This window comes from Pseudomonas sp. NFACC05-1 (genome assembly GCF_900100135.1).
Classification (GTDB): Bacteria; Pseudomonadota; Gammaproteobacteria; order Pseudomonadales; family Pseudomonadaceae; genus Aquipseudomonas; species Aquipseudomonas fluorescens_Q.
Map to the genome: position 1 here is coordinate 134,074 of NZ_FMTR01000012.1, position 25,254 is coordinate 159,327.

Consider the following 25,254-nt stretch of genomic DNA (forward strand, 5'->3'; position numbering starts at 1 on the left):
ATGCGACTGATCAGACCTGTAGTTGTAGCTGGCCTGAGTCTTGCCAACAAACGACCTTTAAGCGAGATATCATTCCGTTTATTCATGCTGGCCATGACCGGATAAGCAGAGCGACAAGAAATAAGGCCTCATATGCTCAATAAACGCTATTTGCCGTCGATCACGGCGCTGCAATGCTTCGAAGCGGTGACCCGCCACTTGAGCTTCACCCGTGCCGCCGAAGAGCTGAATCTGACCCAGAGCGCCGTCAGCAAACAGGTCGCGCAACTGGAGGAACTGCTGCAGCACTTGCTGTTCCGACGCGTGCGCCGACGCTTGCAGCTGACGCCTGCCGGTGATTTGTACCTGGGGGAGGTGCGAAAAATCCTCACGCAGGTGGAGATGTCTACCCATTACCTGCGCTCCTACGGCGGCGACACCGAAGTTCTGCGCGTTTCCACGCCTCCGACCTTCGGCGCTCGCTGGTTGGTCCCACGCTTGAAGGGCTGGCGATTGCGCCATCCAAAGATTCACCTGGACCTGTGCAGCGAGCAGGAGGCCGACGACTTGCTGCAAGGGCGCAGCGACCTGGCGTTCTATTTCGGCCAAGGCTCGCGCCCCGGCACCGAATCCCTGAAGCTGTTTGGCGAAGAACTGGTGCCCGTCTGCGCGCCCGGCAGCCTGCCTGACCAGCCCTTCACCGACCCGACCCAACTGGCCGAGCTGGTGCTGCTGCAAAACGCCTCGCGGCCCCAGGCCTGGCACGACTGGTTCGACCACCAGGGCTACCACACCGAACATAGCTATCACGGGCCGCGTTTCGAAACTTTCTATATGTGCATCCGCGCCGCCCAGGTCGGCTGCGGCGTCGCCCTGTTGCCGCGGTTTCTGGTGGAAGAAGAACTGGCCGACGGTAAACTGGTCATCCCCTGGCAACACGCGATGCCCAGCACCAACGCCTATTACCTGGCCTATCCGGAACATTCGGCGGAAGTGCCCAAGGTGCGGTTTTTTGTGGAGTGGATGTTGGAGCAGATCGAGAGCCCGGGTACGCCGCAGTAGCCATTGGCTTTGACCCTGTGGCGAGGGAGCTTGCTCCCGCTGGGCTGCGAAGCGGCCCCAAAAACGTGCGGGCGCTGCGCACCCGAGCGGGAGCAAGCTCCCTCGCCACAAAGGCCTGTGAACACTAAAAAATCACTGGCAATACCCACCCAGGTTATGCGCCACTAACCCCCTCATCCCAAACCGCTGCACCCCGCTGCCCGCCGCAGCGGCCTGTCTGGAGAACCCTATGAGCGAGAGCGTATTTGCCGATCGTATCGTGCAGAACCTGCTCGACACCGACTTCTACAAACTGACGATGATGCAGGCGGTGTTGCACAACTACCCCAACGTCGAAGTCGAATGGGAATTTCGCTGCCGCAACAGCGAAGATCTGCGCCCGTACCTGGCGGAGATCCGCTTTCAGATCGAGCGCCTGGCCGAGTTGAGCCTGAGCGCCGACCAGTTGGGTTTCCTGGAGCGCATCAGTTTTCTGAAGCCGGACTTCCTGCGTTTCCTGGGCCTGTTTCGCTTCAACCTGCGCTACGTGCACACCGGTATCGAAAACGGCGAGCTGTTCATCCGCCTGCGCGGGCCGTGGCTGCACGTCATTCTGTTCGAAGTGCCGCTACTGGCCATCGTCAGCGAGGTGCGCAATCGTTATCGCTATCGTGAAATCGTCCTGGAACAGGCGCGGGAACAGCTTTATCGCAAGTTCGACTGGCTGAGCGCCAACGCCAGCGCCGAAGAACTGTCCGAACTGCAAGTCGCGGACTTCGGCACCCGTCGTCGTTTTTCCTTCCGTGTCCAGGAAGAAGTGGTCAACGTGCTCAAGCATGACTTCCCCGGGCGCTTCGTCGGCACCAGTAACGTGCACCTGTCCCGGGAACTGGACATGAAGCCCCTGGGCACCATGGCCCACGAGTGGATCATGGCCCACCAGCAATTGGGCCCGCGGCTGATCGACAGCCAGATCGCCGCCCTCGATTGCTGGGTGCGCGAGTACCGAGGCCTGCTGGGGATCGCCCTGACCGATTGCATCACAATGGACGCCTTCCTCAAGGATTTCGATCTGTTCTTCGCCAAGCTGTTCGACGGTTTGCGCCATGACTCGGGCGACCCGGTGATCTGGGCCGAAAAAGCCATTGCCCACTATCACAAGCTCGGCATCGATCCGATGAGCAAAACCCTGGTGTTCTCCGATAGCCTGACATTGCCCAAATGCCTGGAGATTTTTCGAGCATTGCGTGGTCGCATTAATGTCAGCTTCGGTATTGGCACCAACCTGACGTGTGACATTCCAGGTGTAGAGCCGATGAGCATCGTGCTTAAAATGATCAGCTGTGACGGGCAACCCGTGGCCAAGATTTCAGACGAGCCCGGCAAGACCCACTGCAAAGACCCGAATTTCGTCGCCTACATGCGACATGTTTTCCAAGTACCTGCCGCCCTTTCTGACACATCAAGCAAGGAGTGAATTCATGCAAGCCGTACAGCGTGAGATTGCTGAACAGCTCAAGGTCCAGCCACCGTTCGCCGATGACGCCGCCCTCAAGGCCGAAATCGCCCGTCGGGTAGACTTTATCCAGGATTGCCTGGTCAACTCCGGGCTCAAGTCCCTCGTGCTGGGCATCAGCGGTGGCGTCGATTCGCTGACCGCCGGGCTGCTGGCCCAACGTGCCATGCGCGAACTGCGGGAGAAAACCGGTAACACCGCCTACAAGTTCATCGCCGTGCGCCTGCCGTACGAAACCCAGTTCGACGAGCATGAAGCCCAAGCATGTGTGGACTTCATCGACCCGGACGAGCGCCATACCGTCAACATCGGTCCGGCGGTCAAGGCCTTGGCCGATCAAGTCGCGGCGTTCGAAGGCAAGGCAGCAGTCTCGCGGGATTTCGTGCTGGGCAATACCAAAGCGCGGATGCGTATGGTGGCGCAATACACCATCGCGGGCACCGAGCACGGCCTGGTGATCGGCACCGACCATGCCGCCGAAGCGGTGATGGGTTTCTTCACCAAGTTCGGTGATGGCGCCTGCGACTTGGCGCCGTTGAGTGGTTTGGTGAAAAACCAGGTCCGGGCCATCGCTCGTGACTTTGGCGCGCCGGAGTCGCTGGTGGAAAAAATCCCCACCGCCGACCTTGAGGACCTGTCCCCAGGCAAGCCGGACGAAGCCTCCCACGGCGTGACCTACGCCGAGATCGATGCGTTCCTGCACGGCAAGCCGGTACGGGACGAGGCGTTCAGGATCATTTGCGAGACCTATCGCAAGACTGAGCACAAGCGGGTGATGCCTTACGCCCCATGACTACAAGAGGCGCCTGCTCTGCCGCCATCGCGAGCAAGCTCGCTCCCACAGGGGGGGGGTGCCTGGCATAAAAAAAGCGCCCCGCATGGGTAACGCTGTTCATTTAAGAACAATGATGGACCTGTGGCGAGGGAGCTTGCTCCCGCTCGGCCGCGAAACGGTCGTAAACCGGTGGATGCAGTGTGTCTGATGCTCCGCATTTGGCCGGTTTTGGGGCCGCTTCGCGGCCCAGCGGGAGCAAGCTCCCTCGCCACGGGTGTATCGATTGCCTTAAGTGAACAGCATTACCCTGCATGGGGCGCTTTTTTATGCTTGAAGTGATTATTTCAGGGTAACGGTGCCTTTCATCATCGAGATGTGGCCTGGGAACGAGCAGAAGAAGCCGTACGCCTCACCGGCAGCCAGTTTCGACACATCGAAGGTCACCGAGTCGCTTTCCTTGGCACCAATGAGTTTGGTGTGGGCGATGATGCGTGCATCACCTTCCGGCAGGTAGTTCTTGTCGATGCCTGCTGCCAAACCAGCCGTGGCAATCGGCTGCATGTCAGCCTCTTTGCTCAGCACCCAGTTATGGCCCATGACGTTTTTCGGCAAGCTGCCCGAATGCGTCAGCTCAACGGTGAACGTCTTGCAGCTCTTGTCGATCTCGATGGCCTTGGTGTTGAAGGACATCTGGTCGGTCGAGTCGATGGTGGTCTTGCACTCCGCTGCCATCAGTTGGCTGCTGGCCAGCGTCAACAGGGATACTGCAACAAGTTTGGCAAACATCGTGAATCTCCAAGGCATGGTTAACAAAAATCCGTCAAAGGGGAAGACTGCCTGAATTTCAGACAAGTTCCTATGACCTGAATCAAAGATTGTATACAACTTAAGGCTATCAGCCTGATGGACACAATCAACCAGCCAGAGGGATGACGCCACTTTATGATCAGCCTCACCACCTCTCGGGAGCGCCCCTCATGAACGTCAACAGCCTGTTATGCAGCTTGCTCGCCGCCTACGCCTGCGGCGCCAGTGGTACCTACGAAAAACCCCAGCGCGAGGTTTAATCGCTTTGCGCCACCAAGGCCAGGCTTTACTCTGGGTCGGTTACTGATCATGGAGTAAAGCATGTCCATCGCGTCTGTTTGTGTATTTTGCGGCGCCAGCACCGGCACCGATCCAGCGTATCGTGAAGCGGCGCAGGCCTTGGGCCGGGCATTGGCGGAACGAAAATTGACCCTGGTCTACGGCGGCGGTGCCGTCGGCCTGATGGGGATCGTCGCCGACGCGGCGCTGGCGGCCGGCGGCGAGGTCATCGGCATCATCCCGCAAAGCCTCAAGGACAAGGAAATCGGCCACAGCGGCCTGACTCGCCTGGAAGTGGTGGACGGCATGCACGCCCGCAAGGCACGCATGGCCGAACTCAGCGATGCCTTCATCGCCCTGCCTGGCGGCCTCGGCACGTTGGAGGAGTTGTTCGAAGTCTGGACCTGGGGCCAACTCGGCTACCACGGCAAACCGCTGGGGCTGCTGGAAGTGAACGGTTTCTACAGCAAGCTCATCGGCTTTCTCGATCATATCGTCGACGAAGGCTTCGTCCGCGCGCCCCATCGTGACATGCTGCAAGTGAGCGAATCAGCGCAGAGCCTGCTCGATGCGCTGGACGAATGGCAACCGTCAGTGCAGCCAAAGTGGGCCGAACAAAAACCCAGCTAACGGCTCGGCCCCGATACAGGGCAGAATATGCGCCGCTCAACCTCACCTTCGACCCCAGAGGATCGCCCATGGCCAAACCCAATTATTCCTTCGCCAAACGTCAAAGAGACTTGGCCAAGGAGCAGAAGAAAGAGGAAAAGCTGCAGCGCAAGAAAGCCACAGCTGAAGAAGAAGCCGCACTGACCCCGGATACCGAAGGCGAAGTGGCGGCAGAAGATGATGTTGATGCACCGAAAGATCAGGCGCCCGACGCCTGAGCCCCTCCGGGCCCGATGATGTAATCCGGCCCCACGGTTTGTGTCCAGGGCCGGCAGCCTAGCTGCCGGTCCTCACAACCCCAATGCCTTGATAATCGACTCGCGATAACCCGTTGGCAGGTTCGCCGGCAGCCGCCCCGGTTCGAACAGCCCAATCTCCTTGTGTTCATGACTGATCGTCGGCACGAAACCGCCCAGCAACTGGCAGCGGTACGTGGAGATGAAGACGTGCTTGCCGGGAATCACCTCGAACAAGTACGAATCCAGCGGCTCCCCCACGCTCACCTCGATCGCCAGCTCCTCGGTAATTTCCCGCGCCAGGCATTGCGGCGCTGTTTCGCCCAGCTCGATCCGCCCGCCGGGCAATTCCCATTCATCCCGTTCGTTGAGCATCAGCACGACCAAGCCTTCGGGGGATAGCAGCACGCCTTTGATGGAAACCGGGAACATGAAGAGGCCTCGCAGTTAATGATTTATCTGTGGCTAGGGAGCTTGCTCCCGCTTGGGTGCGAAGCGCCCATAAAAATGGGGTCGCTGCGCGACCCAGCGGGAGCAAGCTCCCTCGCCACAAGTATTTCACCGCAGAGCGCGGTCATGACTCCAGCGGCATCACCGTCACCCGCACCTCGGGATCATGATTGCCGCCCCCCAGGATCACGCCCCGCAACGGCGACACATCGGAAAAGTCCCGGCCCCAGGCCAGGGTGATGTGTTCCAAGGCCGGTTGCACGTTGTTGGTCGGGTCAAAGTCCACCCAACCCAACACCGGGCAATACACCGAGACCCAGGCATGGGACGCATCGGCGCCAATCAGCCGGGGTTGGCCGGGTGGCGGCTGGGTCAGCAGGTAGCCGCTGACGTAACGCGCCGCCAGCCCGCGAGAGCGCACGCAGGCCAGCATCAAGTGGGCGAAGTCCTGGCACACGCCCCGCCGCCGCTCCAGCACCTCCACCAGCGGCGTGGCCACCTGGGTCGCCTCGGCATCGAAGGTGAACTCCTCGAAAATCTTTTCCATCAGCGCCCGCACGCCAACCATCAACGGGCGCCCCGGCGGGAAGCAGCTTTCGGAAAACTCGACGAAGCTGCGCTTGAGGTGCACATACGGTGACTCGAAACGAAAACGGCATGCTTGCAGCAATGGCGCCGCAAGTGGCCGGCCGCTGTAGGTCAGCGCGTTGCAGGTCGACTCCCAGGCCGGGGACAGGTTGAAGTCCAGCGAGGGGCGAGACAGCACCTCGACGCTCAAGCGAGCATTGACCAGCAACTCGTCATGGGGGCGTTCGAAGGCCAGGCGGGTCAGCGGGTTGCCGAACACATCCTGCTCATCGCGCCGGGTCGTCGGCTCCGGGCTGATCAGCAACTGCTGTTCGGTGCAACGCTGCCAGTCACAGGCGCGCGGCCACAGATGAGCAAGCTGCTGGGCCAGGGACACCGGGCTGTCGTAGTGGTAATGGGTGTCGTGGAGGATCTGGTAACGAGCGCTCATCAGACGGATACCGTGCGTTGGCTGACGTCATCGACGTGGGCGAAATGACGCAAGGCCAGGCGATCGGATACCTGGCCACCGACATCGGCCACTTCCTGCAACAGGTCGGCCAGCCCATCAAGTGCTGCGCGCAGGCTGGCTTCGCCAAACAGGGGATTTTCCAGGCAACGCAAGTCAAAGCGAGAAAGACGCGTCACCAATTCTGGCAAGGCCGTTTCCTTCGGCGCGCCAAAATCATCGTTCAGGCGCTTGAGCGTGCGGGCCACCAGTTTTAACTGGAAAAGCACCGCGTGGGGGTTCTGCTCGTCCAGCAACAACAGGTCCAGCACCGGGATCAGTTGCGCCACCGCCAGGTAGCGCGAACGGTAGGTGATGCTGCTGTTGCCCAGTTCCAGCAGCCACTCCAACCCGGCCTGGTCGAAGACTGCATCGCTGCGCAAAAACGCCGCCAGGCTGCTGCTGAGGAACTGCAAGCGCTCCAGGCGCCGGCCAATCATCAAGAAGCGCCAGCCCTCGTCGCGGGTCATGTCGTCCAAGGCAAATCCGGACAACGCCGCCAGGGACATCACCAGCCGATTGAGGAAATCCAGCAACTCACCGAAATCCGGTTCCTCGGTTTCCAGCTCCGCCGCTTCGCGCTGCAACTCCACCAGCGCCTGCCAGTTCTCCCGGGACAGCTTGCCGCGAACCTGCGAGGCCGCCCACTGCAAGCGCTGCAGGTTGGAACGCAGGCTGAACGACCAGTCGTCGCCCAACAGCGCCGCCAGCAAACGCTCGTGCAGCTCACCCTCTTCAGGCAGCAGCATCAGGCTTTCGCCCAGGGCCACCGCCGACTGCAGGGCCTGCGGGTCATCGCCATCGACATAACGCCCCAGCATGATCCGCAGCAGCCGTGCGCTGTCGTCGCAGCGTTCGCAGTAACGGCCGAACCAGAACAGGTTTTCCACCACCCGCGAAGGCAGGTATGGATCGCGGCGAACCAGGTCGTGGACGCCGACGGTTCGCTGGGCCGTCCATTGTTCACCGCCGGGCGCCTGCTCGCCCAACACCCAAGTGTCCTTGCTGGCGCCGCCGCGCTGCATCGACACCACTTCGGCGTCGGCCTCGGCGGCCACGCGGGTCAGGCCACCCGACAGCACCCGATAATCATCCTTCCCGGACACGGCATACACGCGCATGCCAATGGCCCGAGGCTGGATGTGCCCGTCTTCGGCCTGCCAGACCGGGGCCTGGGACAGTTGCGCCAGCTCCTGGGCGACATAGGCATAGGGCCGAGCCTGCATGCGCGCCGCCAGTTGGCCGCGCTGCACCTCGTTCAGGTCACGGCCGAACACCGGGGTGAAACTTTGGGAAGGAAACGCCGGCTTGATCAACAGTTGCGGCAGCTTTTCCAGGGCCTGGGCCAGCACCGGCGGCTCACCGCACCACCAGGTGGCGATGGACGGCAGTATCAATTCCTCGCCGAACAGATACTGGCTGATCTTCGGCAGGAACCCCAACAGGCCCGGTGACTCCAGCACGCCGCTGCCCAGGGCATTGGCCACCAGCACCCGGCCCTGGCGCACCGCTTCCAGCAGTCCCGGCACGCCGAGGGCTGAATCAGTGCGCAGCTCCAGGGGGTCACAGAAATCGTCGTCGAGCCGGCGCATGATGGCGTGAACCCGGCGCAAGCCGCTAAGGGTCTTGAGGTAGACCGTGGCGTCCCGCACGGTCAGGTCGCCCCCTTCCACCAGCGGATAGCCAAGCTGACGGGCCAGATAAAGATGCTCGAAATAACTTTCGTTGAACCGCCCCGGCGTCAACAGCACCACCAGTGGCGACTCTCCGTCGCTGGGTGCCTGTCGTGCCAGGGTTTCCTGCAAGGTGCGGAAGAACCCGGACAAGTGTCGCACCCTCAGGTCGCGATACAGCTCGGGGAACGCGCGGGAGACGATCATGCGATTTTCCAGCGCATAACCGGCCCCCGAAGGCGCCTGGGTCCGATCCGCCGTGACCCACCAACGGCCATCGGGGGTGCGCGCCAGATCCACCGCATACAAGTGCAGGAAGCTGCCGTCCGGCGGCACGATGCCCTGACAGGGCCAAAGGAAGTTGTTGTGCCCGAACACCAACTCCGCCGGCAGCAGCCCTTCGCTGATCAGCCGCTGTGGCCCATACAGGTCGGCCAGAACCGCATTGAGCAGCCGCGCACGCTGGGCGATCCCGGCCGACAGATGTTTCCATTCCTGCGGGTCGATCACGTGGGGCAGCAGGTCCAGCTCCCACGGCCGGTCGGCGCCCTTCGGATCGGCGTAGACGTTATAGGTCACACCGTTTTCCTGGATCTGCCGAGCCAGCAGCGCCTGACGCTGGATCAGGTGAGCCGGCGTGCTGCGCTGCAACTGATCGAACAACCGCCGCCAGTGCGGACGCACCGCACCGTTGTCGTCCAACAGTTCGTGATAGGTGCCCGTCGTCAGCGGGTAACGGTCAAGCAGGTCAGGCATGGAAAGCTCGGCAGACGGCAATAAAAGGTGAGACTAGCGCAAGCGCATGACGCCCGGATAGTTGAGTTTGGAGCGGAACATGACGACCGTGGCGAGGGAGCTTGCTCCCGCTGGGCTGCGCAGCGGCCCCAAGACAGCAGACTCCATTGGCCTGACACACCGGGTCGTCAGGTTTCAGGGCTGCTGCGCAGCCCAGCGGGAGCAAGCTCCCTCGCCACGGGGTTCGCTTACACCTTGGGTGCCCCTTGAAAACGACGCAGGTCGAGCGTGAGGGGAAATTCGTCATCCATTGCCAGGCTAGGTATCGGAAGTTTCCCAGGCGTGTGTCCGATACGGAAGAAACGCGCCATCCGCCGGCTTTCGGCCTCGTTGGCATTCACCGGCAGGCTGTCGTAGTTACGCCCCCCCGGATGGGCCACGTGATACTGGCAGCCGCCCACGGAACGTTGCATCCAGGTGTCGAGCAAATCGAAGACCAGTGGCGCATGCACCGGGATGGTCGGTTGCAGGCAGTTGGGCGGTTGCCAGGCGCGGAAGCGCACCCCGGCGACGAACTCGCCGACCCGTCCAGTGGGTTGCAACGGCACCGGCACGCCATTGCAGGTCAGCAGGTAGCGTTGCGGCGCCAGGCCGCTGACTTTGACCTGCAAGCGCTCCAGGGAGGAATCCACATAACGCACGGTGCCGCCTACCGCGCCCTCTTCCCCCAGCACATGCCAAGGCTCGAGGGCTTGGCGCAATTGCAGTTCGATACCGCTGACCGCGTAATCGCCCACCTTGGGGAAGCGGAACTCCAGGTGCGCGGCGAACCACTCGGCCCGCAGCGGGTAGCCGGCGGCGTTCAGCTCATGGATGACATCGGCAAAATCCTGCTCGATAAAGTGCGGCAACAAGAACCGGTCATGCAGCTCGGTGCCCCAGCGCGCCAGTTTCGCCGGCGCGTAAGGCTCACGCCAGAACCGCGCCACCAGTGCCCGCAGCAGTAATTGCTGGGCCAGGCTCATGCGGGCGTGGGGGGGCATCTCGAAAGCACGCAACTCCAACAGGCCGAGACGCCCGGTGGCGCCGTCCGGTGAATAGAGCTTGTCGATGCAGAATTCGGCACGGTGTGTATTGCCGGTCACGTCGATCAACAGGTTGCGCAACAGGCGATCGACCAACCACGGCGGGCATTCCTCGCCGGGCTGTGGCATTTGCGCGAAAGCGATTTCCAGCTCGTACAACGCGTCGTTGCGCGCCTCGTCCACGCGAGGTGCCTGGGAGGTCGGGCCGATGAACAATCCGGAAAACAGGTAGGACAACGACGGATGGTTATGCCAGTAACTGATCAGGCTGCGCAGCAGGTCGGGACGCCGCAGAAACGGTGAGTCAGCCGGTGTCGCGCCACCCAGTACGAAATGGTTACCACCGCCAGTGCCAGTGTGCCGGCCATCGATCATGAATTTCTCGGTGGTCAGTCGGGTCTGTCGCGCCTCTTCGTATAAAAATTCTGTCCGCTCGACCAACTCATCCCAGGTCGCCGAGGGTTGCACGTTGACCTCGATCACACCCGGGTCGGGGGTGATGCGGAAATTGCCCAGGCGCGGGTCGCTCGGCGGCTCGTAGCCCTCCAACAGCACCGGACAATGCAGCTCCTCGGCCGTCGCCTCGATGGCGCTGACCAGCTCCAGGTAATCCTCGACCCGCTCCAGTGGCGGCATGAACAGGTACAGCCGGCCATCGCGGGCCTCGGCACAGAAGGCGGTGCGGGTCAGCCAGTCGGCGGATTTGTCGATCTCCGGGACGCGCTCCTGCTCGACCGCCGGCTCGCCGTGACGCGCCAGTTGCTCGGTGCCGGGCAGCTCGGGCAAATCCTGGTTCGGGTCGGTGGGGTGGATGAACGGGTACTCGGCCGCCGTTACCCAAGGCTGGGACGCCAGCGGCAAGCGATAACCCAGGGGCGAATCCCCCGGCACCAGGCGGCAGTGGTTGTCGCGCAGGTACCAGCGACCGCTTTGCCACTGATCGCCCTTGGCGGTACGGGCCAGCGGCAGGACCTGGCCGATGATCTTGTCCAGGCCCTGGCTGAAGACCTTGCGCAACCGTGCACGCTCCAGGGCGTCCTCCAGGCGTGGGTCCTCGGCCGTGACATTCGAAGGCAATGCACCTTCGCGCCAGAGGTAATAGAAGTTGTCTTCGTAGGCCGGAAACACGAACCGCGCAGGAATTTTCAAACGCTCGGCGACGCTCGCCAGGAAACGTCCGGCCAGTTCGCCATCGGCACCGTAGTCCTCCTGCTCATCGGCGATCAACGCGCTGTTGTGCCAGATCGGCACGCCGTCGCGCCGCCAATAGCAGTTGAGCGACCAGCGCGGCAATTGCTCGCCGGGGTACCACTTGCCCTGGCCGAAATGCACCAGCCCCTTGGGCGCATAGTGATTGCGCATGCGCTGGAACAGCTCGGCGGAGAGCCGGCGTTTATCCGGCCCGAGTGCCGCGGTGTTCCACTCGGCACCGTCCGGGTCATCGATGGAGACAAAGGTCGGTTCGCCACCCATGGTCAGGCGCACGTCGCCCTCCAACAGGTCGGCATCGATCTGCCGCCCCAGTGCCTGGATCGCCAGCCACTGTGCGTCGGTGTAAGGCTTGGTCACCCGCGGCGCTTCCCAGACCCGCTCGACGGACATTTCGTGGCTGAACTCACACTCGCAAGGCTCCACCAAGCCACTGATCGGGGCCGCCGAGGACGGATCGGGACTACACGCCAACGGGATATGGCCTTCACCAGCGAACAACCCCGACGTCGCATCCAGGCCGATCCAACCGGCACCTGGCAGGTAGACCTCGCACCAGGCATGCAGGTCGGTGAAGTCCACGTCAGTGCCGGACGGACCATCGAGGCTTTTCACATCAGCGGTCAACTGGATCAGGTAACCGGAAACGAAACGCGCGGCCAAGCCAAGATTGCGCAACAGCTGCACCAACAGCCAGGCCGAGTCGCGGCAAGAGCCGGACGCGTGCTCAAGGGTATGCTCCGGGGTCTGCACGCCCGGCTCCATGCGAATCAGGTAGTTGATGTCTTCGCTCAGGCGCTGGTTGAGCGCCACCAAAAAATCCACCGCCGGCAATGGCGTGCGATCGATGCCGTCCAGATAGGCCTGGAATTTCGGCGTCAACGGCAGGGTTTCCAGGTACGGCGCCAGTTCCTTGCGCTCGTCGGCCGCGTAGGCGAACGGAATCTTTTCGGCGTAGGGCTCGAGGAAAAAATCGAACGGATTGAACACCGCCATTTCCGCCAGCAGATCGACTTCGATGCGCATCTCCCGGGTTTTCTCGGGAAACACCAGCCGCGCCAGGTAGTTGCCCTGGGGATCCTGCTGCCAGTTGATGAAATGCTGCTCGGGCGAAACCTTCAGCGCATAGGAAAGAATGCGCGTGCGGCTGTGGGCCGCCGGGCGCAGGCGAACGATCTGCGGGCCGAGTTCGACGGCGCGGTCGTAGCGGTAATGCGTAACGTGGTGCAATGCGACATGGATCGACACGACGTGCCTCCTGCGAGCCTGGGCGTTATCGAAAGCGGCGCAAGACTTATGCCATGCAGGCAGGTCGGACACTTTCTTTGTCTACTCAAGGCAGTAGAGCACTAAAAACGCGCGCTGCCCGAATTCATCTGCAAAGCAATGCACATAAATGCGGCGCAGGCAGCGCGAATCGACTCAGCGACGCGGGCGTGATGCCTTGGCGGCCTGGATGGTGAGTTCGCGCTGACGGCGGACTTCTACCAGTTTGCTGCGCATTTCGCGATGGCGCTTGCTGTTTAGCAGTAGCAGCCCTAGCAACGGGAACAGCAACCCAGCCACATAGACAACGGGGTGCGGTTCATAGCCGTAGGTGGGAAGGACAGTGAAAAGGCACCCCAGATAGAACACAACGATGACCCGAACACCCCATGACCGCCCTCTGATCATGAAGAAATGACTCAGCGCCAAGAGCAGAGATAGCACCAGTGCAATCAGGAAAGAATATTTTGCCCGTTCAGGATCACCTCGAAAATAAGTACTTGATGCCAATGAAATCGAAGCGGAGACCGCAAAGCAGGCTAGAAAAAAGGCGCCGATGAAGGTCGGGAAATAGTGAGCAAGGAAAGCGCTCAATGAATGCTTGCGATTCATTATTTCTTTCTCTGCCCCTTCAGCTCTTGCCTTAACATTTCACGTTGATGACGGATCTCCACCAGCCGGCTACGCATCTCGCGATGCCGTTTGCTGTTGAGTACCAGCAAACCTAATAGTGGAAACATCACAGCCAAAACATAGATGACCTTATGCGGATGGCTCCCTATGGTGGGTAATACGACTAGCAGGCATAAAACCAGAACGGCGACCACTCCCCACACCCACAATGGCCATCCGCGCACCATCATGAAATTGCAGTGCACCACCACCAGGGTGACCGCCGCGCCCCCCAGAACCGACCAAGTCGCTTGCTCGTCGATTGAAGCCCCGGCGAAATAGGACGTTGTCACCAAGGGAATAGCACAGCCCAAAGAGAGCAGCGCGGCGAAAATGCCGCCCATGAAAGTCGGAAAGTAACGCGCCAAAAAACGGGGCAGACTCAGATCTTCCATTACTCCTCCAGCTCTTCGTACAAGCCAACGGCAATAGTTTTGACATTGCCCGACAAGCTACTACCCGTCAGGCCTATCGCCGCCCCCAAGGCGTCCTTGATCTGAGTAACCGTAGCGTGCTGCAGTTGGGTCGGAGTGAAGCGCTTTGGCAACTCACCGGCAAGTTGCTTGAGCTTGAGCATCTTTGGCGTCAGCCGGGGATCATTGATGCTCAACAACTCTTTGGTCAACTTCGACCGCTCCTGGCGAGTCAGGCCACGCAAGACTTCACGCAGACTCTTACCCGTACTGGCCTTGGCCACCCTCACAAGTTTTATGGTGGTTAAGGTAGAAGCCCCTACGCCCAGCAAAGAGGCAGCATCCAGACCGATCGAGGCGTATTGGTACCACTCTTCACTGTCCAACTTGTCATTGATCTGCGGATTAGTCACTTCTGCCGTCGTACGGATAATACCGATACCACATTGCACTGAACTCGCCGTCGCAGCCGCATAACCTAAAGCCACTACCACAGTGCTAGCCCCGGCACTGAAAGGAACCGCAATCGACCCACTGAGCACGACAACCCAACCCAATACCGCTCCAGCGCAGGACAAGGTGGTATTGATCGCCTCTCCCACCAGGCGCGATTGCCGAGGATTGACCTGTACCTGCTGGGCAAACTGCTCAGGCGCGATGTACTTCTGCGCCTCATGCAAAATGATCCGCTTGGGCTTGATGCTGCAAATCGGCTTGAACTCACGCAGGGTCACTACATTGAACTCAGCATCGATGTACACCACGCCTGCGCCGACGATGCCTGGATCGGCATCGATGGCGGCGAACAGACGTGGCAGGTTGATTTGGCTTTCAATGCGTTTGCGGGCCATGACCTGGGAGAAACTCAGGTCCATGCCGATGCCTGTTGAAGCGCTGCTCATATGAATCGTCCTTGAGAAACGGAAGTGAATCTTTATCCACACACAATATTGTGGCGAGGGAGCTTGCTCCCGCTCGGCGGCGAAGCCGTCGTACACCGGCCGGCACGGTCTGTCTGGAAACATTGCATGGGATTGTTTGGGCCGCTTCGCAGCCCAGCGGGAGCAAGCTCCCTCGCCACAAGGGCTATGCGGGCGCCACGATAACAAACGGCCAGCACCGTCGCTAGAAAGCAAAACGCCAGCACTTAGGCTGGCGTTTTGCGATGCGGCTAGGCGATCAGCGCGGCACGACAGGCTTGCGTGCCGGTTTCGGTCCTTTGCCCTTGGCGGCGTCCTTGCGTTCCTTGGCGGCCTGCTGGTTGCGGGCGAATGCCGCGGCCTTGGCCTGCTCACGCTTGTCCCACGGGTTGCCGCCGTCGCTGGCGCGCGGTGGCAGGCCGGTGTGCTGGGTCAGGATCTTGGTGGTTTCCTTGCCAACCTTGTGGCTGCCGGCTGGCGTCGAGTTCTTGCGACGGGCGCTCTGGTAGCTGTCGGTGGCCGGCTGGTGCAACGGAATCAATTGGTGCTTGCCTGGCCCGATCAGGTCGGCACGGCCCATGCGGGTCAGCGCTTCGCGCAGCATCGGCCAGCCCTTGGGGTCGTGATAACGCAAGAAGGCCTTGTGCAGGCGGCGCTGCTCCTCGCTCTTGACGATGGTCACCGCGTCGCTCTTGTAGGTGACCTTGCGCAGCGGGTTCTTGCCCGAGTGGTACATGGCCGTGGCCGTAGCCATTGGCGATGGATAGAACGCCTGCACCTGGTCGGCGCGGAAGCCGTTGCCCTTGAGCCACAGCGCCAAGTTCATCATGTCTTCATCGGTGGTGCCCGGGTGGGCGGCGATGAAGTACGGAATCAGGTACTGCTCTTTCCCGGCTTCCTTGGTGTACTTCTCGAACATCCGCTTGAATTTGTCATAGCTGCCGATGCCCGGCTTCATCATCTGGTTGAGCGGGCCTTCTTCGGTATGCTCCGGAGCGATCTTCAGGTAACCGCCGACGTGGTGGGTCACCAGCTCCTTGACGTATTCCGGCGACTCGACCGCCAGGTCGTAACGCAGGCCGGAGGCAATCAAAATCTTCTTCACCCCAGGCAAGGCCCGGGCGCTGCGGTACAGCTGGATCAGCGAAGAATGGTCGGTGTTCAGGTTCGGGCAGATGCCCGGGAACACGCAGGACGGCTTGCGGCACGCGGATTCGATTTCCGGGCTCTTGCAGGCGATGCGATACATGTTCGCGGTCGGGCCGCCGAGGTCGGAAATCACCCCGGTGAAACCGGGAACCTTGTCGCGGATCTCTTCGATCTCGCGAATGATCGATTCTTCGGAACGGTTCTGGATGATCCGGCCTTCGTGCTCGGTGATCGAGCAGAACGTGCAGCCACCGAAGCAGCCACGCATGATGTTCACCGAGAAACGGATCATCTCGTAGGCCGGGATCTTCTCCTTGCCGTACGCCGGATGGGGGACGCGTGCGTAAGGCATGCCAAACACGTAGTCCATTTCTTCGGTGGTCATCGGAATGGGCGGTGGATTGAACCAGACATCGACTTCGCCGTGCTTCTGCACCAGGGCACGGGCGTTGCCCGGGTTGGTTTCAAGGTGAAGGACGCGGTTGGCGTGAGCGTAGAGCACCGCATCGCCACGGACCTTTTCCACTGAGGGCAGACGGATCACGGTTTTGTCGCGGGTCATTTTCGGGCTTGCCAGGATCTGCACGACCTTGGCTTCGCTCGGGTCTTCAACCGGCCCCTTTTCCTGCTCGATAGCACAAGCCTGGGTGTCTTGGGTGTTCACATACGGGTTGATGATCTTGTCGATCTTGCCCGGACGGTCGATGCGCGTGGAATCGACTTCGTACCAGTCTTTCGGCGTGTCACGACGGATGAAGGCCGTGCCGCGCACGTCGGTGATGTCTTCGATCTTGTGACCGTAGGACAAGCGCTGGGCGACTTCGACAATCGCCCGCTCGGCGTTGCCGTAGAGCAGGATGTCGGCGCAGGCGTCGATCAGGATCGAGTTGCGGACACGGTCCTGCCAGTAATCGTAGTGAGCGATGCGGCGCAGCGACGCTTCGATGCCACCCAGCACAATCGGCACATGCTTGTAGGCTTCCTTGCAGCGCTGGCTGTAGACCAGGCTCGCGCGGTCCGGCCGCTTGCCCGCCATGCCGCCCGGGGTGTAGGCGTCATCGGAGCGAATCTTCTTGTCGGCGGTGTAGCGGTTGATCATCGAGTCCATGTTGCCGGCCGCGACACCGAAAAACAGGTTGGGCTCGCCAAGCTTCATGAAGTCGTCTTTGGACTGCCAGTTCGGCTGGGCAATGATCCCGACGCGAAAGCCCTGGGCTTCCAGCAGACGGCCAATGATCGCCATGCCGAACGACGGGTGATCGACGTAGGCATCACCGGTCACGATGATGATGTCGCACGAATCCCAGCCGAGCTGATCCATCTCCTCCCTGCTCATGGGCAGGAACGGCGCCGGGCCGAAACATTCGGCCCAGTACTTGGGATAGTCAAATAACGGCTTGGCTGCTTGCATGTCGATGACCGGTATAAAGGATGAAAAATCGCGGGCGCGGAATATAGCACAAATTTTGACCAATTCCGACGGCTATGGTCGGAAATCGATTTTGTGGCTCGCCCCCAGAACTCAAGCCAGATACAAATCAATTGTGGCGAGGGAGCTTGCTCCCGCTGGGCTGCGCAGCAGACCCACTGCTGCACCCACTTTTACCCTGGCAAACCGCATTCGCTGGTTTTGCGACTGCTGCGCAGTCGAGCGGGAGCAAGCTCCCTCGCCACAAAGACAATATCCGATCGAGCGAACGGCTTACTCGTCGTCATCGAAATTGTAGCTACCCGGCGCCAGGTTTTCGAAGCGCGTGTATTTGCCGATAAACGCCAGGCGGATGAAGCCGATCGGGCCGTTCCGCTGCTTGCCGATGATGATTTCGGCGATGCCCTTGTGCTCCGTCTCGGGGTGGTACACCTCGTCGCGGTACACGAACATGATCACGTCGGCGTCCTGCTCGATCGCTCCGGATTCCCGCAAGTCGGAGTTCACCGGACGCTTGTTGGGGCGCTGTTCCAGGGATCGGTTCAACTGGGAAAGTGCTACCACCGGGCAGTTGAATTCCTTGGCCAGGGCCTTGAGGGAACGGGAGATTTCGGAAATCTCGTTGGTCCGGTTGTCGCCGCTGGAACCCGGGATCTGCATCAATTGCAGGTAGTCGATCATGATCAGTGCGATATCACCGTGCTCACGCACCAGGCGACGGGTACGGGCGCGCATTTCCGACGGGCTGATACCGGCCGTATCGTCGATGAACAGCTTGCGGTCGTTGAGCAGGTTGACCGCCGATGTCAGGCGCGGCCAATCGTCGTCTTCCAGCTGGCCGGAACGGACCTTGGTCTGGTCGATACGCCCCAGGGACGAAAGCATACGCATGATCAGCGATTCGCCTGGCATCTCGAGGGAGTACACCAGCACCGCCTTGTCGCTGCGCAGCACGGCGTTTTCCACCAGGTTCATCGCAAAGGTGGTCTTACCCATGGACGGACGGCCGGCGACGATGATCAGGTCGGACGGTTGCAGACCGCTGGTCTTCTCGTCGAGGTCGGTGTAACCGGTGGACAGGCCGGTGATGGCGTTGTCGGTGTTGAACAAGGTGTCGATGCGGTCGATGGCCTTGGTCAGCAGGTCGTTGACGCTGACCGGGCCGCCGGTTTTCGGACGGGCCTCGGCGATCTGGAAGATCTGCCGCTCGGCTTCGTCAAGGATCTCGGCGGCGGTACGGCCTTCCGGGTTGAAGGCGCTGTCGGCGATTTCGGTGCTGATGCCGATCAATTGGCGCAAGGTCGCCCGCTCGCGCACGATCTGGGCATAGGCCTTGATGTTGGCGACCGACGGTGTGTTTTTCGCCAGTTCGCCCAGGTAACCGAGGCCGCCGACCTGGGACGTCTGCCCTTCCTTGTCCAATTGCTCGGCCAGGGTCACAACGTCGATCGGCATGTTCTGATCGGCCAGACGGGCGATCGCACGGAAAATCAGACGGTGGTCATGCCGGTAGAAATCGCCATCGGAGACTTGATCGAGCACGCGTTCCCAGGCGTTGTTGTCCAGCATCAGGCCACCGAGCACGGCCTGTTCGGCCTCGATGGAATGCGGAGGCACCTTCAGGGCAGCGGTTTGCAGATCGTATTGCTCGGGAGCGGTGATTTCGTTCATGGCCACTTCTGGTTATGAAAATCAGGAATTGCAGAAAGACAAAGGGCACGACCTGTAAACAGGATCGTGCCCGATGTTACCGGCAAGCACCCGAAGGTGCCAACCGACAGGTGTTGCTTAGGCTGCTACCACGACAACGCGTACGGTGGCTTCAACTTCGGCGTGCAGGTGCACGGCTACGTCGAATTCGCCTACGTTGCGGATGGTGCCGTTCGGCAGACGAACTTCGCTTTTCGCAACTTCAACGCCGGAGGCGGTCAGTGCGTCAGCGATGTCGTGAGTACCGATCGAACCGAACAGCTTGCCTTCGTCGCCAGCGGTGGCAGTGATGGTCACTTCCAGCTCAGCCAGTTGGGCAGCACGGCTTTCAGCCGAGGTTTTACGGTCTGCGGCAGCTTTTTCCAGCTCGGCACGACGCTCTTCGAACGCAGCCAGGTTGGCAGCGGTCGCAGCGGTGGCTTTGCCGTAAGGCAGCAGGTAGTTACGACCGTAACCGGCCTTAACGTTTACTTTGTCACCCAGGTTGCCCAGGTTGGTGACTTTTTCCAGAAGGATCAGTTGCATGTGAAAATCCTCTAACTTTTAACCTTCACCGTTCGCGTTGTCGGCGTCTTTCGGCGCCATACGACCGCGAAAATCAATCAGGCTGTCAACGATGGCCAAGACCACGAGCAACGGACCGAGCAAGTGCATGAAAGGCAACAACGTCACGTATACCCCCACCAGCCAGAAAGTGGCCAGTCGTTTCTGCGCCACCAGCCCGTGAATCAGGGCCAGGCCGGCGAAGACCAGCGGTACACTGCACAACGGCAACAGGATCAATGCATGCAGCCCGAAAAACGGAGCAACACACATGACGGCCAGCAGTGACAGCGCCACGCTCTTGGGGAATCGGATGGCGCGAAACTCGCGACCGAAACCACCGGGGTTATACAACGATGCCTGCCAATAGCGCCCAAGAATCAGGCACAGCACGCTAAAGATCTGCAGCGAAGACGCTATCGAAATGATCATCAGCGGAGCGCTCAGGGCGGTGAGAAACGCCTTCTGGTCTGCCGAGAATGTCTCGTAGACCTCACCCATCGCCAGCGGCAGGACGTGTTCGAACGTCTGCGCCAGTGACTCGATGAAGGAACTGAATACAGTTCCCAGGCTCACCGCACACAACAACCCCACGGCCACGCTGCACAGCAGCACGCGGTTCCAGGTATGGCCGGCGCGCAAAACCAACGCCAGGCCACAAGCCCCGAGCAACACCAGGAGTGTTGTCGGGTCCTTCAGGAAGTACCAGCTCACCAACGCTGACAGCAACCCGATACCCAGGACGCTCAAGGCGTCCGAACCGCGCCGCAGGAGCACAAGGCACCCAGCGGCGGCACTCAACCAGAACAACAGCGGCAATGCCGCGGATCCGGCCACAACCAACGTGGCCTGCACACGTCCCCGCATGATGAAGTCAGCTAAGGCGCGCATGCATTCAATCCCTTACTACTCGTCGACTGCCCGGTCTCAGCGGCCGTGGCTGTCGGTGTAGGCCAGCAGGGCCAGGAAGCGGGCGCGCTTGATAGCGGTGGCCAGCTGACGCTGATAACGAGCTTTGGTACCGGTGATACGGCTTGGAACGATTTTGCCGGTCTCGGATACGTAGGCTTTCAGAGTGTTGAGATCTTTGTAATCGATCTCTTTCACGTCTTCAGCGGTGAAGCGGCAGAATTTACGACGACGGAAGAAACGTGCCATGTGATTGGCTCCTTAAAAGGTCCGTGGATTACTCGTCAGCGTTATCGCTGTTGTCGCTGTCGCTATCGCTGTCATCGCCATCGGCGCTGTCAGAGTGCTCAGGACGGTCGCGACGCTCACGGCGCTCACTGCGGTTTTCTTCAGCCTTGAGCATCTCGGATTGGCCGGTGACGGCTTCTTCGCGACGGATGACCAGGTTACGGATCACTGCATCGTTGTAGCGGAAGTTGTCTTCCAGCTCGGCCAGGGCCTTGCCGGTGCACTCAACGTTCAGCATCACGTAGTGAGCCTTGTGAACATTGTTGATTGCGTAAGCCAGTTGACGACGGCCCCAATCTTCCAGACGGTGGATTTTGCCGCCGTCTTCTTCGATCAGCTTGGTGTAACGCTCAACCATGCCGCCGACTTGCTCGCTTTGATCCGGGTGGACCAAAAAGATGATTTCGTAATGACGCATGAATGCTCCTTACGGGTTGTAGCCTGCCGCTCAAAAACGGTCAGACAAGGAGTGAATGACACTTATGGACTTGTGGACGCTAGACACATAAGTGCCTGCCATCACAGCAAGGGGCGCAATTGTAGAGAAGGGTCGAGGGCGGTGCAAGGTAATTGGCGATTATTTGAACAACCGCCGATCCTTGCCCCTGCACAAAACACTGTGGGAGCGAGCTTGCTCGCGATAGCGGCGTGCCAGTCAACATTTCTGGCACTGATACACCGTCATCGCGAGCAAGCTCGCTCCCACACTTGATACGCGTCTGGCTCAGGGCTTTTTGGCGACAGCCTTGACGCTGCGCTGGCGCAGCGCTTCGAACAGGCACACACCGGTCGCAACCGAAACGTTGAGGCTGCTGACGCTGCCCGCCATCGGCAGCTTGACCAGGTAATCGCAGTGCTCGCGGGTCAGGCGGCGCATGCCCTTGCCTTCGGCGCCCATGATCAGGATCGTCGGGCCCGTCAGGTCCTGGTCATAGATACTGACCTCGGCCTCGCCCGCCGTGCCGACCACCCACAGGCCGCGCTGCTGGAGTTTTTCCAGGGTGCGCGCCAGGTTGGTCACCGCCACCAGCGGAATCACTTCCGCCGCGCCGCAGGCGACCTTACGCACAGCCGGCGTCAAGGTTGCCGACTTGTCTTTAGGCACGATGACCGCCAACGCACCCGCTGCATCTGCCGAACGCAGGCAAGCGCCGAGGTTATGCGGGTCGGTCACGCCGTCCAGCACCAGCAGCAGGGGGGCGCCTTCGGTGCGATCGAGCAGTTCGTCGAGCATCGCCTCGCCCCAGACCTGGCTGGGGCTTACGTCCGCAACCACACCCTGGTGAACGCCTTCGACCCACACGTCCATTTCGCGACGCTCGGCCTGGCCAATGGCAACCTTGTTTTGGGTGGCCAGTTCGACCAGCGCTTGCACACGCGGCTCGCTGCGACCTTCCGCCAACCACACTTGCTTGACACGTTTTGGGTGGTGACGCAGCAGTGCTTCCACGGCGTGCACGCCGTAGATTTTTTCCAGACTCATGACTTGGCCTTAGGTTTGCGCGACCCGCCGCTTTTCGCAGGGGCCGAACCCGCTTTTGGCGGGCCTTTACGGTGTTTACTTGGCTTGCTCGACGGCTTTTCCGCCCCGTGGGACTTTCCCCCAGACGCCGCTTTACCACCGCTTTTGGCTTCGTTGAGCAACTGCTGCTTCAACTCGCGGCTCTTGCGCAACTCGGCATTTTTCGCCGCAGCGTCGCTGGGGCGGTAGGCTTCGGGAGCCTTGTCCTTGACGGACGAACGGCGACCGGCCTTGGCCGGCTCAGGCTCTGCGGTTTTTGCAGGAGCACCTTTACCTTTGGTCGCAGGCGCGGCGGTCTCGTTGCCACGTTTTTTACGACCAGTCGGTGCTTCGGCGGGCTTGTCAGACATTCCGAAGTCGATCTTGCGCTCATCGAGGTCGACGCGCATGACCTGCACTTCCACGGTGTCGCCCAGACGGAAGCTGCGACCGGTGCGCTCGCCCGCCAGGCGGTGGTGCACAGGATCGAAGTGATAGTAATCACCCGGCAAGGCGGTAACGTGCACCAAGCCCTCGACGTAGATGTCGGTCAGCTCGACAAACAAACCAAAGCCTGTCACTGCAGTGATCACGCCTGGGAACGACTCGCCCACGCGGTCTTTCATGAACTCGCACTTGAGCCAGTTCACCACGTCGCGAGTGGCTTCGTCGGCGCGCCGCTCGCTCATGGAGCACTGCTCGCCCAACTGTTCCAGGGCCGCTTCGTCGTACGGATAGATCCGTGCCTTCGGAATGGTCATGGCACCGGCGCGCTTGACGTGCGGGGTGTTCTGCTTGGAATGGATCACGCTGCGGATCGCGCGGTGCGTGAGCAGGTCCGGGTAACGGCGAATCGGCGAGGTGAAGTGGGTGTACGCCTCGTAATTCAGACCAAAGTGGCCCTGGTTGTCGGCGCTGTACACCGCCTGGCTCAGGGAGCGCAGCATCACGGTCTGGATCACATGGTAATCCGGACGATCCTTGATGCTCGCCAGCAGCGCCTGGTAGTCCTTCGGCGTCGGGCCGTCCTTGCCTTTGTGCAGGGACAGGCCGAGCTCGCCGAGGAAGGCCCGCAGTTTTTCCAGACGCTCCGGCGGCGGGCCGTCGTGCACGCGGTACAACGCAGGAATCTCGTGTTTCTTGAGGAATTCGGCGGTGGCCACGTTGGCCGCCAGCATGCACTCTTCGATCAGCTTGTGCGCATCGTTACGGGTCGTCGGGGTGATTGCCGCGATCTTGCGCTCGGAACCGAAGACAATCCGGGTTTCCTGGGTCTCGAAATCGATCGCGCCACGCACATGACGGGCACCCAGCAACACCTTGTACAGCGAGTAAAGCTGCTTGAGGTGCGGCACCACGCCAGCGTATTCGGCACGCAAGGCCTTGGCTTCACTGGTCTTCGGCGTTTCCAGGATGGTGCTGACCTTGTTGTAGGTCAGGCGCGCCTGGGAGTGGATCACCGCTTCGTAGAACTGGTAGTCGGTCATTTCGCCGGTTTTGGAGATGGTCATCTCGCACACCATGGCCAAACGGTCGACTTTCGGATTCAGCGAGCACAGCCCGTTGGACAGCTGCTCAGGCAGCATCGGGATCACGCGCTCAGGGAAATACACGGAGTTGCCGCGCACCTGGGCTTCGTTATCCAGGGCCGAACCGATCTTCACGTAGCTGGACACGTCGGCAATCGCGACGAACAGCTTCCAGCCGCCGGAGAACAGGCGCAGCTTGCCAGGTTTGGCTTCGCAGTAGACCGCATCGTCGAAGTCGCGGGCGTCTTCACCATCGATGGTGACGAACGGCAGATGACGCAGGTCGATGCGTTTTTCTTTGTCTTTCTCTTCAACTTCCGGCTTGAGCTTGGCGGCTTCCTTGAGCACGGCCTCGGGCCAGACGTGAGGAATGTCGTAGGTGCGCAGCGCAACGTCGATCTCCATGCCCGGCGCCATGTAGTTGCCGACCACTTCAACGATATCGCCCTGCGGCTGGAAGCGCGCCGTTGGCCAGTGGGTGATTTTCACCTCGACGAACTGACCCACCTTGGCGGCGCCATTACGGCCCGGGGTAATCAGCACTTCCTGCTGGACCTTCGGGTTATCCGGCACAACAAAACCGATACCACCTTCTTCGAAGTAACGGCCAACGATGGACTCGTGGGCACGGGACACCACTTCGACGATCACGCCTTCACGGCGACCACGACGGTCCAGGCCGGAAACGCGGGCCAGGGCACGGTCGCCGTCGAATACCAGGCGCATTTGCGCCGGGCTCATGAACAGGTCGTCGCTGCCGTCGTCCGGGATCAGGAAACCGAAGCCGTCACGGTGACCGGCGATGCGGCCCAGGATCAGGTCGAGCTTGTCCACCGGCGCATAGGTGCCGCGCCGGGTGTAGATCAGTTGAGCGTCGCGCTCCATGGCGCGCAGACGGCGGCGCAGGGCTTCGAGTTGGTCCTCGGTGGTCAGACCGAACTCTTCGACCAACTGCTCGCGACTAGCAGGCGAACCCCGATCGGCGAGATGCGCCAGGATCAGTTCGCGGCTAGGAATAGGGTTTTCATATTTTTCCGCTTCACGAGCGGCCTCGGGATCGAGGGACTGCCAATCGGCCATTAGAGAGTTTTCACCTTGTCTATATGCGGGTTAGTTTGGCATAGGCTTAATGAAACGGGAAATTTCAAGCATCCGATCGCTTTTCTAAAGCCATTTGACCCGCCTTGGAAGCCTGGAAAAGCACCGCTCGTGAAATTTAGCGGTTTTTTTCTCAGGAGGGGTTTACAGTTAAAAAGACGCTCCGTATAGTGCGCGCCATCGACGACGTACACACGATGTCGATATTGCCCAGATGGTGAAATTGGTAGACACGCCAGCTTCAGGTGCTGGTGACCGCAAGGTCGTGGAAGTTCGAGTCTTCTTCTGGGCACCAATT

The 25,254-nt window shown here is 60.7% G+C and carries 21 protein-coding genes and 1 tRNA gene; 6 read left to right on the plus strand and 16 right to left on the minus strand.

Features of this window, described 5'->3' with window-relative positions; all coding sequences use genetic code 11:
• The first annotated feature begins 132 nt into the window (after positions 1 to 132).
• From BLO97_RS18730 to nadE, 3 genes are all read left to right on the plus strand, one after another.
• On the plus strand, positions 133 to 1,041 hold the full coding sequence (locus tag BLO97_RS18730; RefSeq protein WP_063323167.1) for a LysR family transcriptional regulator: 909 nt from the start codon (positions 133 to 135) through the stop codon (positions 1,039 to 1,041).
• 229 nt (positions 1,042 to 1,270) lie between these two features.
• Positions 1,271 to 2,497, plus strand: a complete 1,227-nt coding sequence (gene pncB / locus BLO97_RS18735) for a nicotinate phosphoribosyltransferase (RefSeq protein ID WP_063323168.1) — start codon at positions 1,271 to 1,273, stop codon at positions 2,495 to 2,497.
• Between the two features lie 4 nt (positions 2,498 to 2,501).
• Complete coding sequence (nadE, locus tag BLO97_RS18740; protein ID WP_092146989.1) at positions 2,502 to 3,329, plus strand: ammonia-dependent NAD(+) synthetase; 828 nt, start codon at positions 2,502 to 2,504, stop codon at positions 3,327 to 3,329.
• Positions 3,330 to 3,650: 321 nt separating this feature from the next.
• On the opposite strand, the gene azu is transcribed toward nadE, so the two are convergent.
• Positions 3,651 to 4,097, minus strand: a complete 447-nt coding sequence (azu, locus tag BLO97_RS18745; protein WP_063323170.1) for an azurin — start codon at positions 4,095 to 4,097, stop codon at positions 3,651 to 3,653.
• A 342-nt stretch (positions 4,098 to 4,439) separates the two neighbouring features.
• On the opposite strand from azu, the gene BLO97_RS18750 reads away from it, so the two are divergent.
• Both BLO97_RS18750 and BLO97_RS18755 read left to right on the plus strand, forming a co-directional pair.
• Complete coding sequence (locus BLO97_RS18750) at positions 4,440 to 5,027, plus strand: LOG family protein (RefSeq protein ID WP_063323171.1); 588 nt, start codon at positions 4,440 to 4,442, stop codon at positions 5,025 to 5,027.
• Positions 5,028 to 5,095: 68 nt separating this feature from the next.
• Complete coding sequence (locus tag BLO97_RS18755) at positions 5,096 to 5,284, plus strand: hypothetical protein (RefSeq protein ID WP_057448273.1); 189 nt, start codon at positions 5,096 to 5,098, stop codon at positions 5,282 to 5,284.
• A 72-nt stretch (positions 5,285 to 5,356) separates the two neighbouring features.
• On the opposite strand, the gene BLO97_RS18760 is transcribed toward BLO97_RS18755, so the two are convergent.
• From BLO97_RS18760 to rnr, 15 genes are all read right to left on the minus strand, one after another.
• Positions 5,357 to 5,734: an NUDIX hydrolase gene (locus BLO97_RS18760; RefSeq protein WP_092347295.1), complete on the minus strand. Its 378-nt coding sequence runs from the start codon at positions 5,732 to 5,734 to the stop codon at positions 5,357 to 5,359.
• Between the two features lie 142 nt (positions 5,735 to 5,876).
• Positions 5,877 to 6,770, minus strand: coding sequence for a transglutaminase family protein (locus BLO97_RS18765; protein ID WP_063323173.1), 894 nt, complete (start codon positions 6,768 to 6,770; stop codon positions 5,877 to 5,879).
• Complete coding sequence (locus BLO97_RS18770) at positions 6,770 to 9,256, minus strand: circularly permuted type 2 ATP-grasp protein (protein WP_092347297.1); 2,487 nt, start codon at positions 9,254 to 9,256, stop codon at positions 6,770 to 6,772. The genes BLO97_RS18765 and BLO97_RS18770 overlap by 1 nt, the downstream gene beginning before the upstream one ends.
• 227 nt (positions 9,257 to 9,483) lie before the next feature.
• Positions 9,484 to 12,777: a transglutaminase family protein gene (locus BLO97_RS18775; protein WP_092347299.1), complete on the minus strand. Its 3,294-nt coding sequence runs from the start codon at positions 12,775 to 12,777 to the stop codon at positions 9,484 to 9,486.
• Between the two features lie 174 nt (positions 12,778 to 12,951).
• Complete coding sequence (locus BLO97_RS18780; protein ID WP_092347301.1) at positions 12,952 to 13,407, minus strand: hypothetical protein; 456 nt, start codon at positions 13,405 to 13,407, stop codon at positions 12,952 to 12,954.
• The gene (locus BLO97_RS18785; protein WP_092146979.1) at positions 13,407 to 13,862 is read right to left on the minus strand and encodes a hypothetical protein; all 456 of its coding nucleotides are present in this window, start codon (positions 13,860 to 13,862) and stop codon (positions 13,407 to 13,409) included. The genes BLO97_RS18780 and BLO97_RS18785 overlap by 1 nt, the downstream gene beginning before the upstream one ends.
• The gene (locus BLO97_RS18790) at positions 13,862 to 14,782 is read right to left on the minus strand and encodes an Ssp4 family T6SS effector (RefSeq protein WP_092146977.1); all 921 of its coding nucleotides are present in this window, start codon (positions 14,780 to 14,782) and stop codon (positions 13,862 to 13,864) included. Before BLO97_RS18790 ends, BLO97_RS18785 begins: the two co-directional genes overlap by 1 nt.
• A gap of 277 nt (positions 14,783 to 15,059) precedes the next feature.
• Positions 15,060 to 17,360, minus strand: coding sequence for a YgiQ family radical SAM protein (locus BLO97_RS18795; protein WP_092146975.1), 2,301 nt, complete (start codon positions 17,358 to 17,360; stop codon positions 15,060 to 15,062).
• Positions 17,361 to 17,651: 291 nt separating this feature from the next.
• Positions 17,652 to 19,049 (minus strand): replicative DNA helicase, encoded by a 1,398-nt coding sequence (dnaB, locus tag BLO97_RS18800; protein WP_027911801.1) that lies wholly within the window; start codon positions 19,047 to 19,049, stop codon positions 17,652 to 17,654.
• A 117-nt stretch (positions 19,050 to 19,166) separates the two neighbouring features.
• Positions 19,167 to 19,613 carry a 50S ribosomal protein L9 gene (gene rplI / locus BLO97_RS18805; protein WP_003197251.1) on the minus strand — a complete coding sequence of 149 codons (447 nt, stop codon included), beginning with the start codon at positions 19,611 to 19,613 and terminating at the stop codon, positions 19,167 to 19,169.
• A gap of 18 nt (positions 19,614 to 19,631) precedes the next feature.
• On the minus strand, positions 19,632 to 20,522 hold the full coding sequence (locus BLO97_RS18810; protein WP_092146973.1) for a YybS family protein: 891 nt from the start codon (positions 20,520 to 20,522) through the stop codon (positions 19,632 to 19,634).
• A gap of 36 nt (positions 20,523 to 20,558) precedes the next feature.
• Positions 20,559 to 20,789, minus strand: coding sequence for a 30S ribosomal protein S18 (rpsR, locus tag BLO97_RS18815; protein ID WP_002551829.1), 231 nt, complete (start codon positions 20,787 to 20,789; stop codon positions 20,559 to 20,561).
• Between the two features lie 28 nt (positions 20,790 to 20,817).
• Positions 20,818 to 21,246 (minus strand): 30S ribosomal protein S6, encoded by a 429-nt coding sequence (gene rpsF, locus BLO97_RS18820; RefSeq protein ID WP_003186395.1) that lies wholly within the window; start codon positions 21,244 to 21,246, stop codon positions 20,818 to 20,820.
• 306 nt (positions 21,247 to 21,552) lie between these two features.
• The gene (rlmB, locus tag BLO97_RS18825; RefSeq protein ID WP_063323178.1) at positions 21,553 to 22,311 is read right to left on the minus strand and encodes a 23S rRNA (guanosine(2251)-2'-O)-methyltransferase RlmB; all 759 of its coding nucleotides are present in this window, start codon (positions 22,309 to 22,311) and stop codon (positions 21,553 to 21,555) included.
• The gene (gene rnr / locus BLO97_RS18830; RefSeq protein ID WP_092146971.1) at positions 22,308 to 24,938 is read right to left on the minus strand and encodes a ribonuclease R; all 2,631 of its coding nucleotides are present in this window, start codon (positions 24,936 to 24,938) and stop codon (positions 22,308 to 22,310) included. Before rnr ends, rlmB begins: the two co-directional genes overlap by 4 nt.
• A 226-nt stretch (positions 24,939 to 25,164) precedes the next feature.
• On the opposite strand from rnr, the gene BLO97_RS18835 reads away from it, so the two are divergent.
• Positions 25,165 to 25,251, plus strand: a tRNA-Leu gene (locus BLO97_RS18835).
• Positions 25,252 to 25,254 lie beyond the last annotated feature (3 nt).

Coding starts and splice junctions, on each gene's coding strand:
- nadE (WP_092146989.1), top strand. CDS start 2,502: ATGCAAGCCGTACAGCGTGAGATTGCTGAACAGCTCAAGGTCCAGCCA.
- pncB (WP_063323168.1), top strand. CDS start 1,271: ATGAGCGAGAGCGTATTTGCCGATCGTATCGTGCAGAACCTGCTCGAC.
- dnaB (WP_027911801.1), bottom strand. CDS start 19,049: ATGAACGAAATCACCGCTCCCGAGCAATACGATCTGCAAACCGCTGCC.
- rpsR (WP_002551829.1), bottom strand. CDS start 20,789: ATGGCACGTTTCTTCCGTCGTCGTAAATTCTGCCGCTTCACCGCTGAA.
- BLO97_RS18760 (WP_092347295.1), bottom strand. CDS start 5,734: ATGTTCCCGGTTTCCATCAAAGGCGTGCTGCTATCCCCCGAAGGCTTG.
- rlmB (WP_063323178.1), bottom strand. CDS start 22,311: ATGAGTCTGGAAAAAATCTACGGCGTGCACGCCGTGGAAGCACTGCTG.
- BLO97_RS18755 (WP_057448273.1), top strand. CDS start 5,096: ATGGCCAAACCCAATTATTCCTTCGCCAAACGTCAAAGAGACTTGGCC.
- azu (WP_063323170.1), bottom strand. CDS start 4,097: ATGTTTGCCAAACTTGTTGCAGTATCCCTGTTGACGCTGGCCAGCAGC.
- rplI (WP_003197251.1), bottom strand. CDS start 19,613: ATGCAACTGATCCTTCTGGAAAAAGTCACCAACCTGGGCAACCTGGGT.
- BLO97_RS18765 (WP_063323173.1), bottom strand. CDS start 6,770: ATGAGCGCTCGTTACCAGATCCTCCACGACACCCATTACCACTACGAC.
- rnr (WP_092146971.1), bottom strand. CDS start 24,938: ATGGCCGATTGGCAGTCCCTCGATCCCGAGGCCGCTCGTGAAGCGGAA.
- BLO97_RS18795 (WP_092146975.1), bottom strand. CDS start 17,360: ATGCAAGCAGCCAAGCCGTTATTTGACTATCCCAAGTACTGGGCCGAA.
- BLO97_RS18780 (WP_092347301.1), bottom strand. CDS start 13,407: ATGAATCGCAAGCATTCATTGAGCGCTTTCCTTGCTCACTATTTCCCG.
- BLO97_RS18785 (WP_092146979.1), bottom strand. CDS start 13,862: ATGGAAGATCTGAGTCTGCCCCGTTTTTTGGCGCGTTACTTTCCGACT.
- BLO97_RS18770 (WP_092347297.1), bottom strand. CDS start 9,256: ATGCCTGACCTGCTTGACCGTTACCCGCTGACGACGGGCACCTATCAC.
- BLO97_RS18810 (WP_092146973.1), bottom strand. CDS start 20,522: ATGCGCGCCTTAGCTGACTTCATCATGCGGGGACGTGTGCAGGCCACG.
- BLO97_RS18790 (WP_092146977.1), bottom strand. CDS start 14,782: ATGAGCAGCGCTTCAACAGGCATCGGCATGGACCTGAGTTTCTCCCAG.
- BLO97_RS18750 (WP_063323171.1), top strand. CDS start 4,440: ATGTCCATCGCGTCTGTTTGTGTATTTTGCGGCGCCAGCACCGGCACC.
- rpsF (WP_003186395.1), bottom strand. CDS start 21,246: ATGCGTCATTACGAAATCATCTTTTTGGTCCACCCGGATCAAAGCGAG.
- BLO97_RS18730 (WP_063323167.1), top strand. CDS start 133: ATGCTCAATAAACGCTATTTGCCGTCGATCACGGCGCTGCAATGCTTC.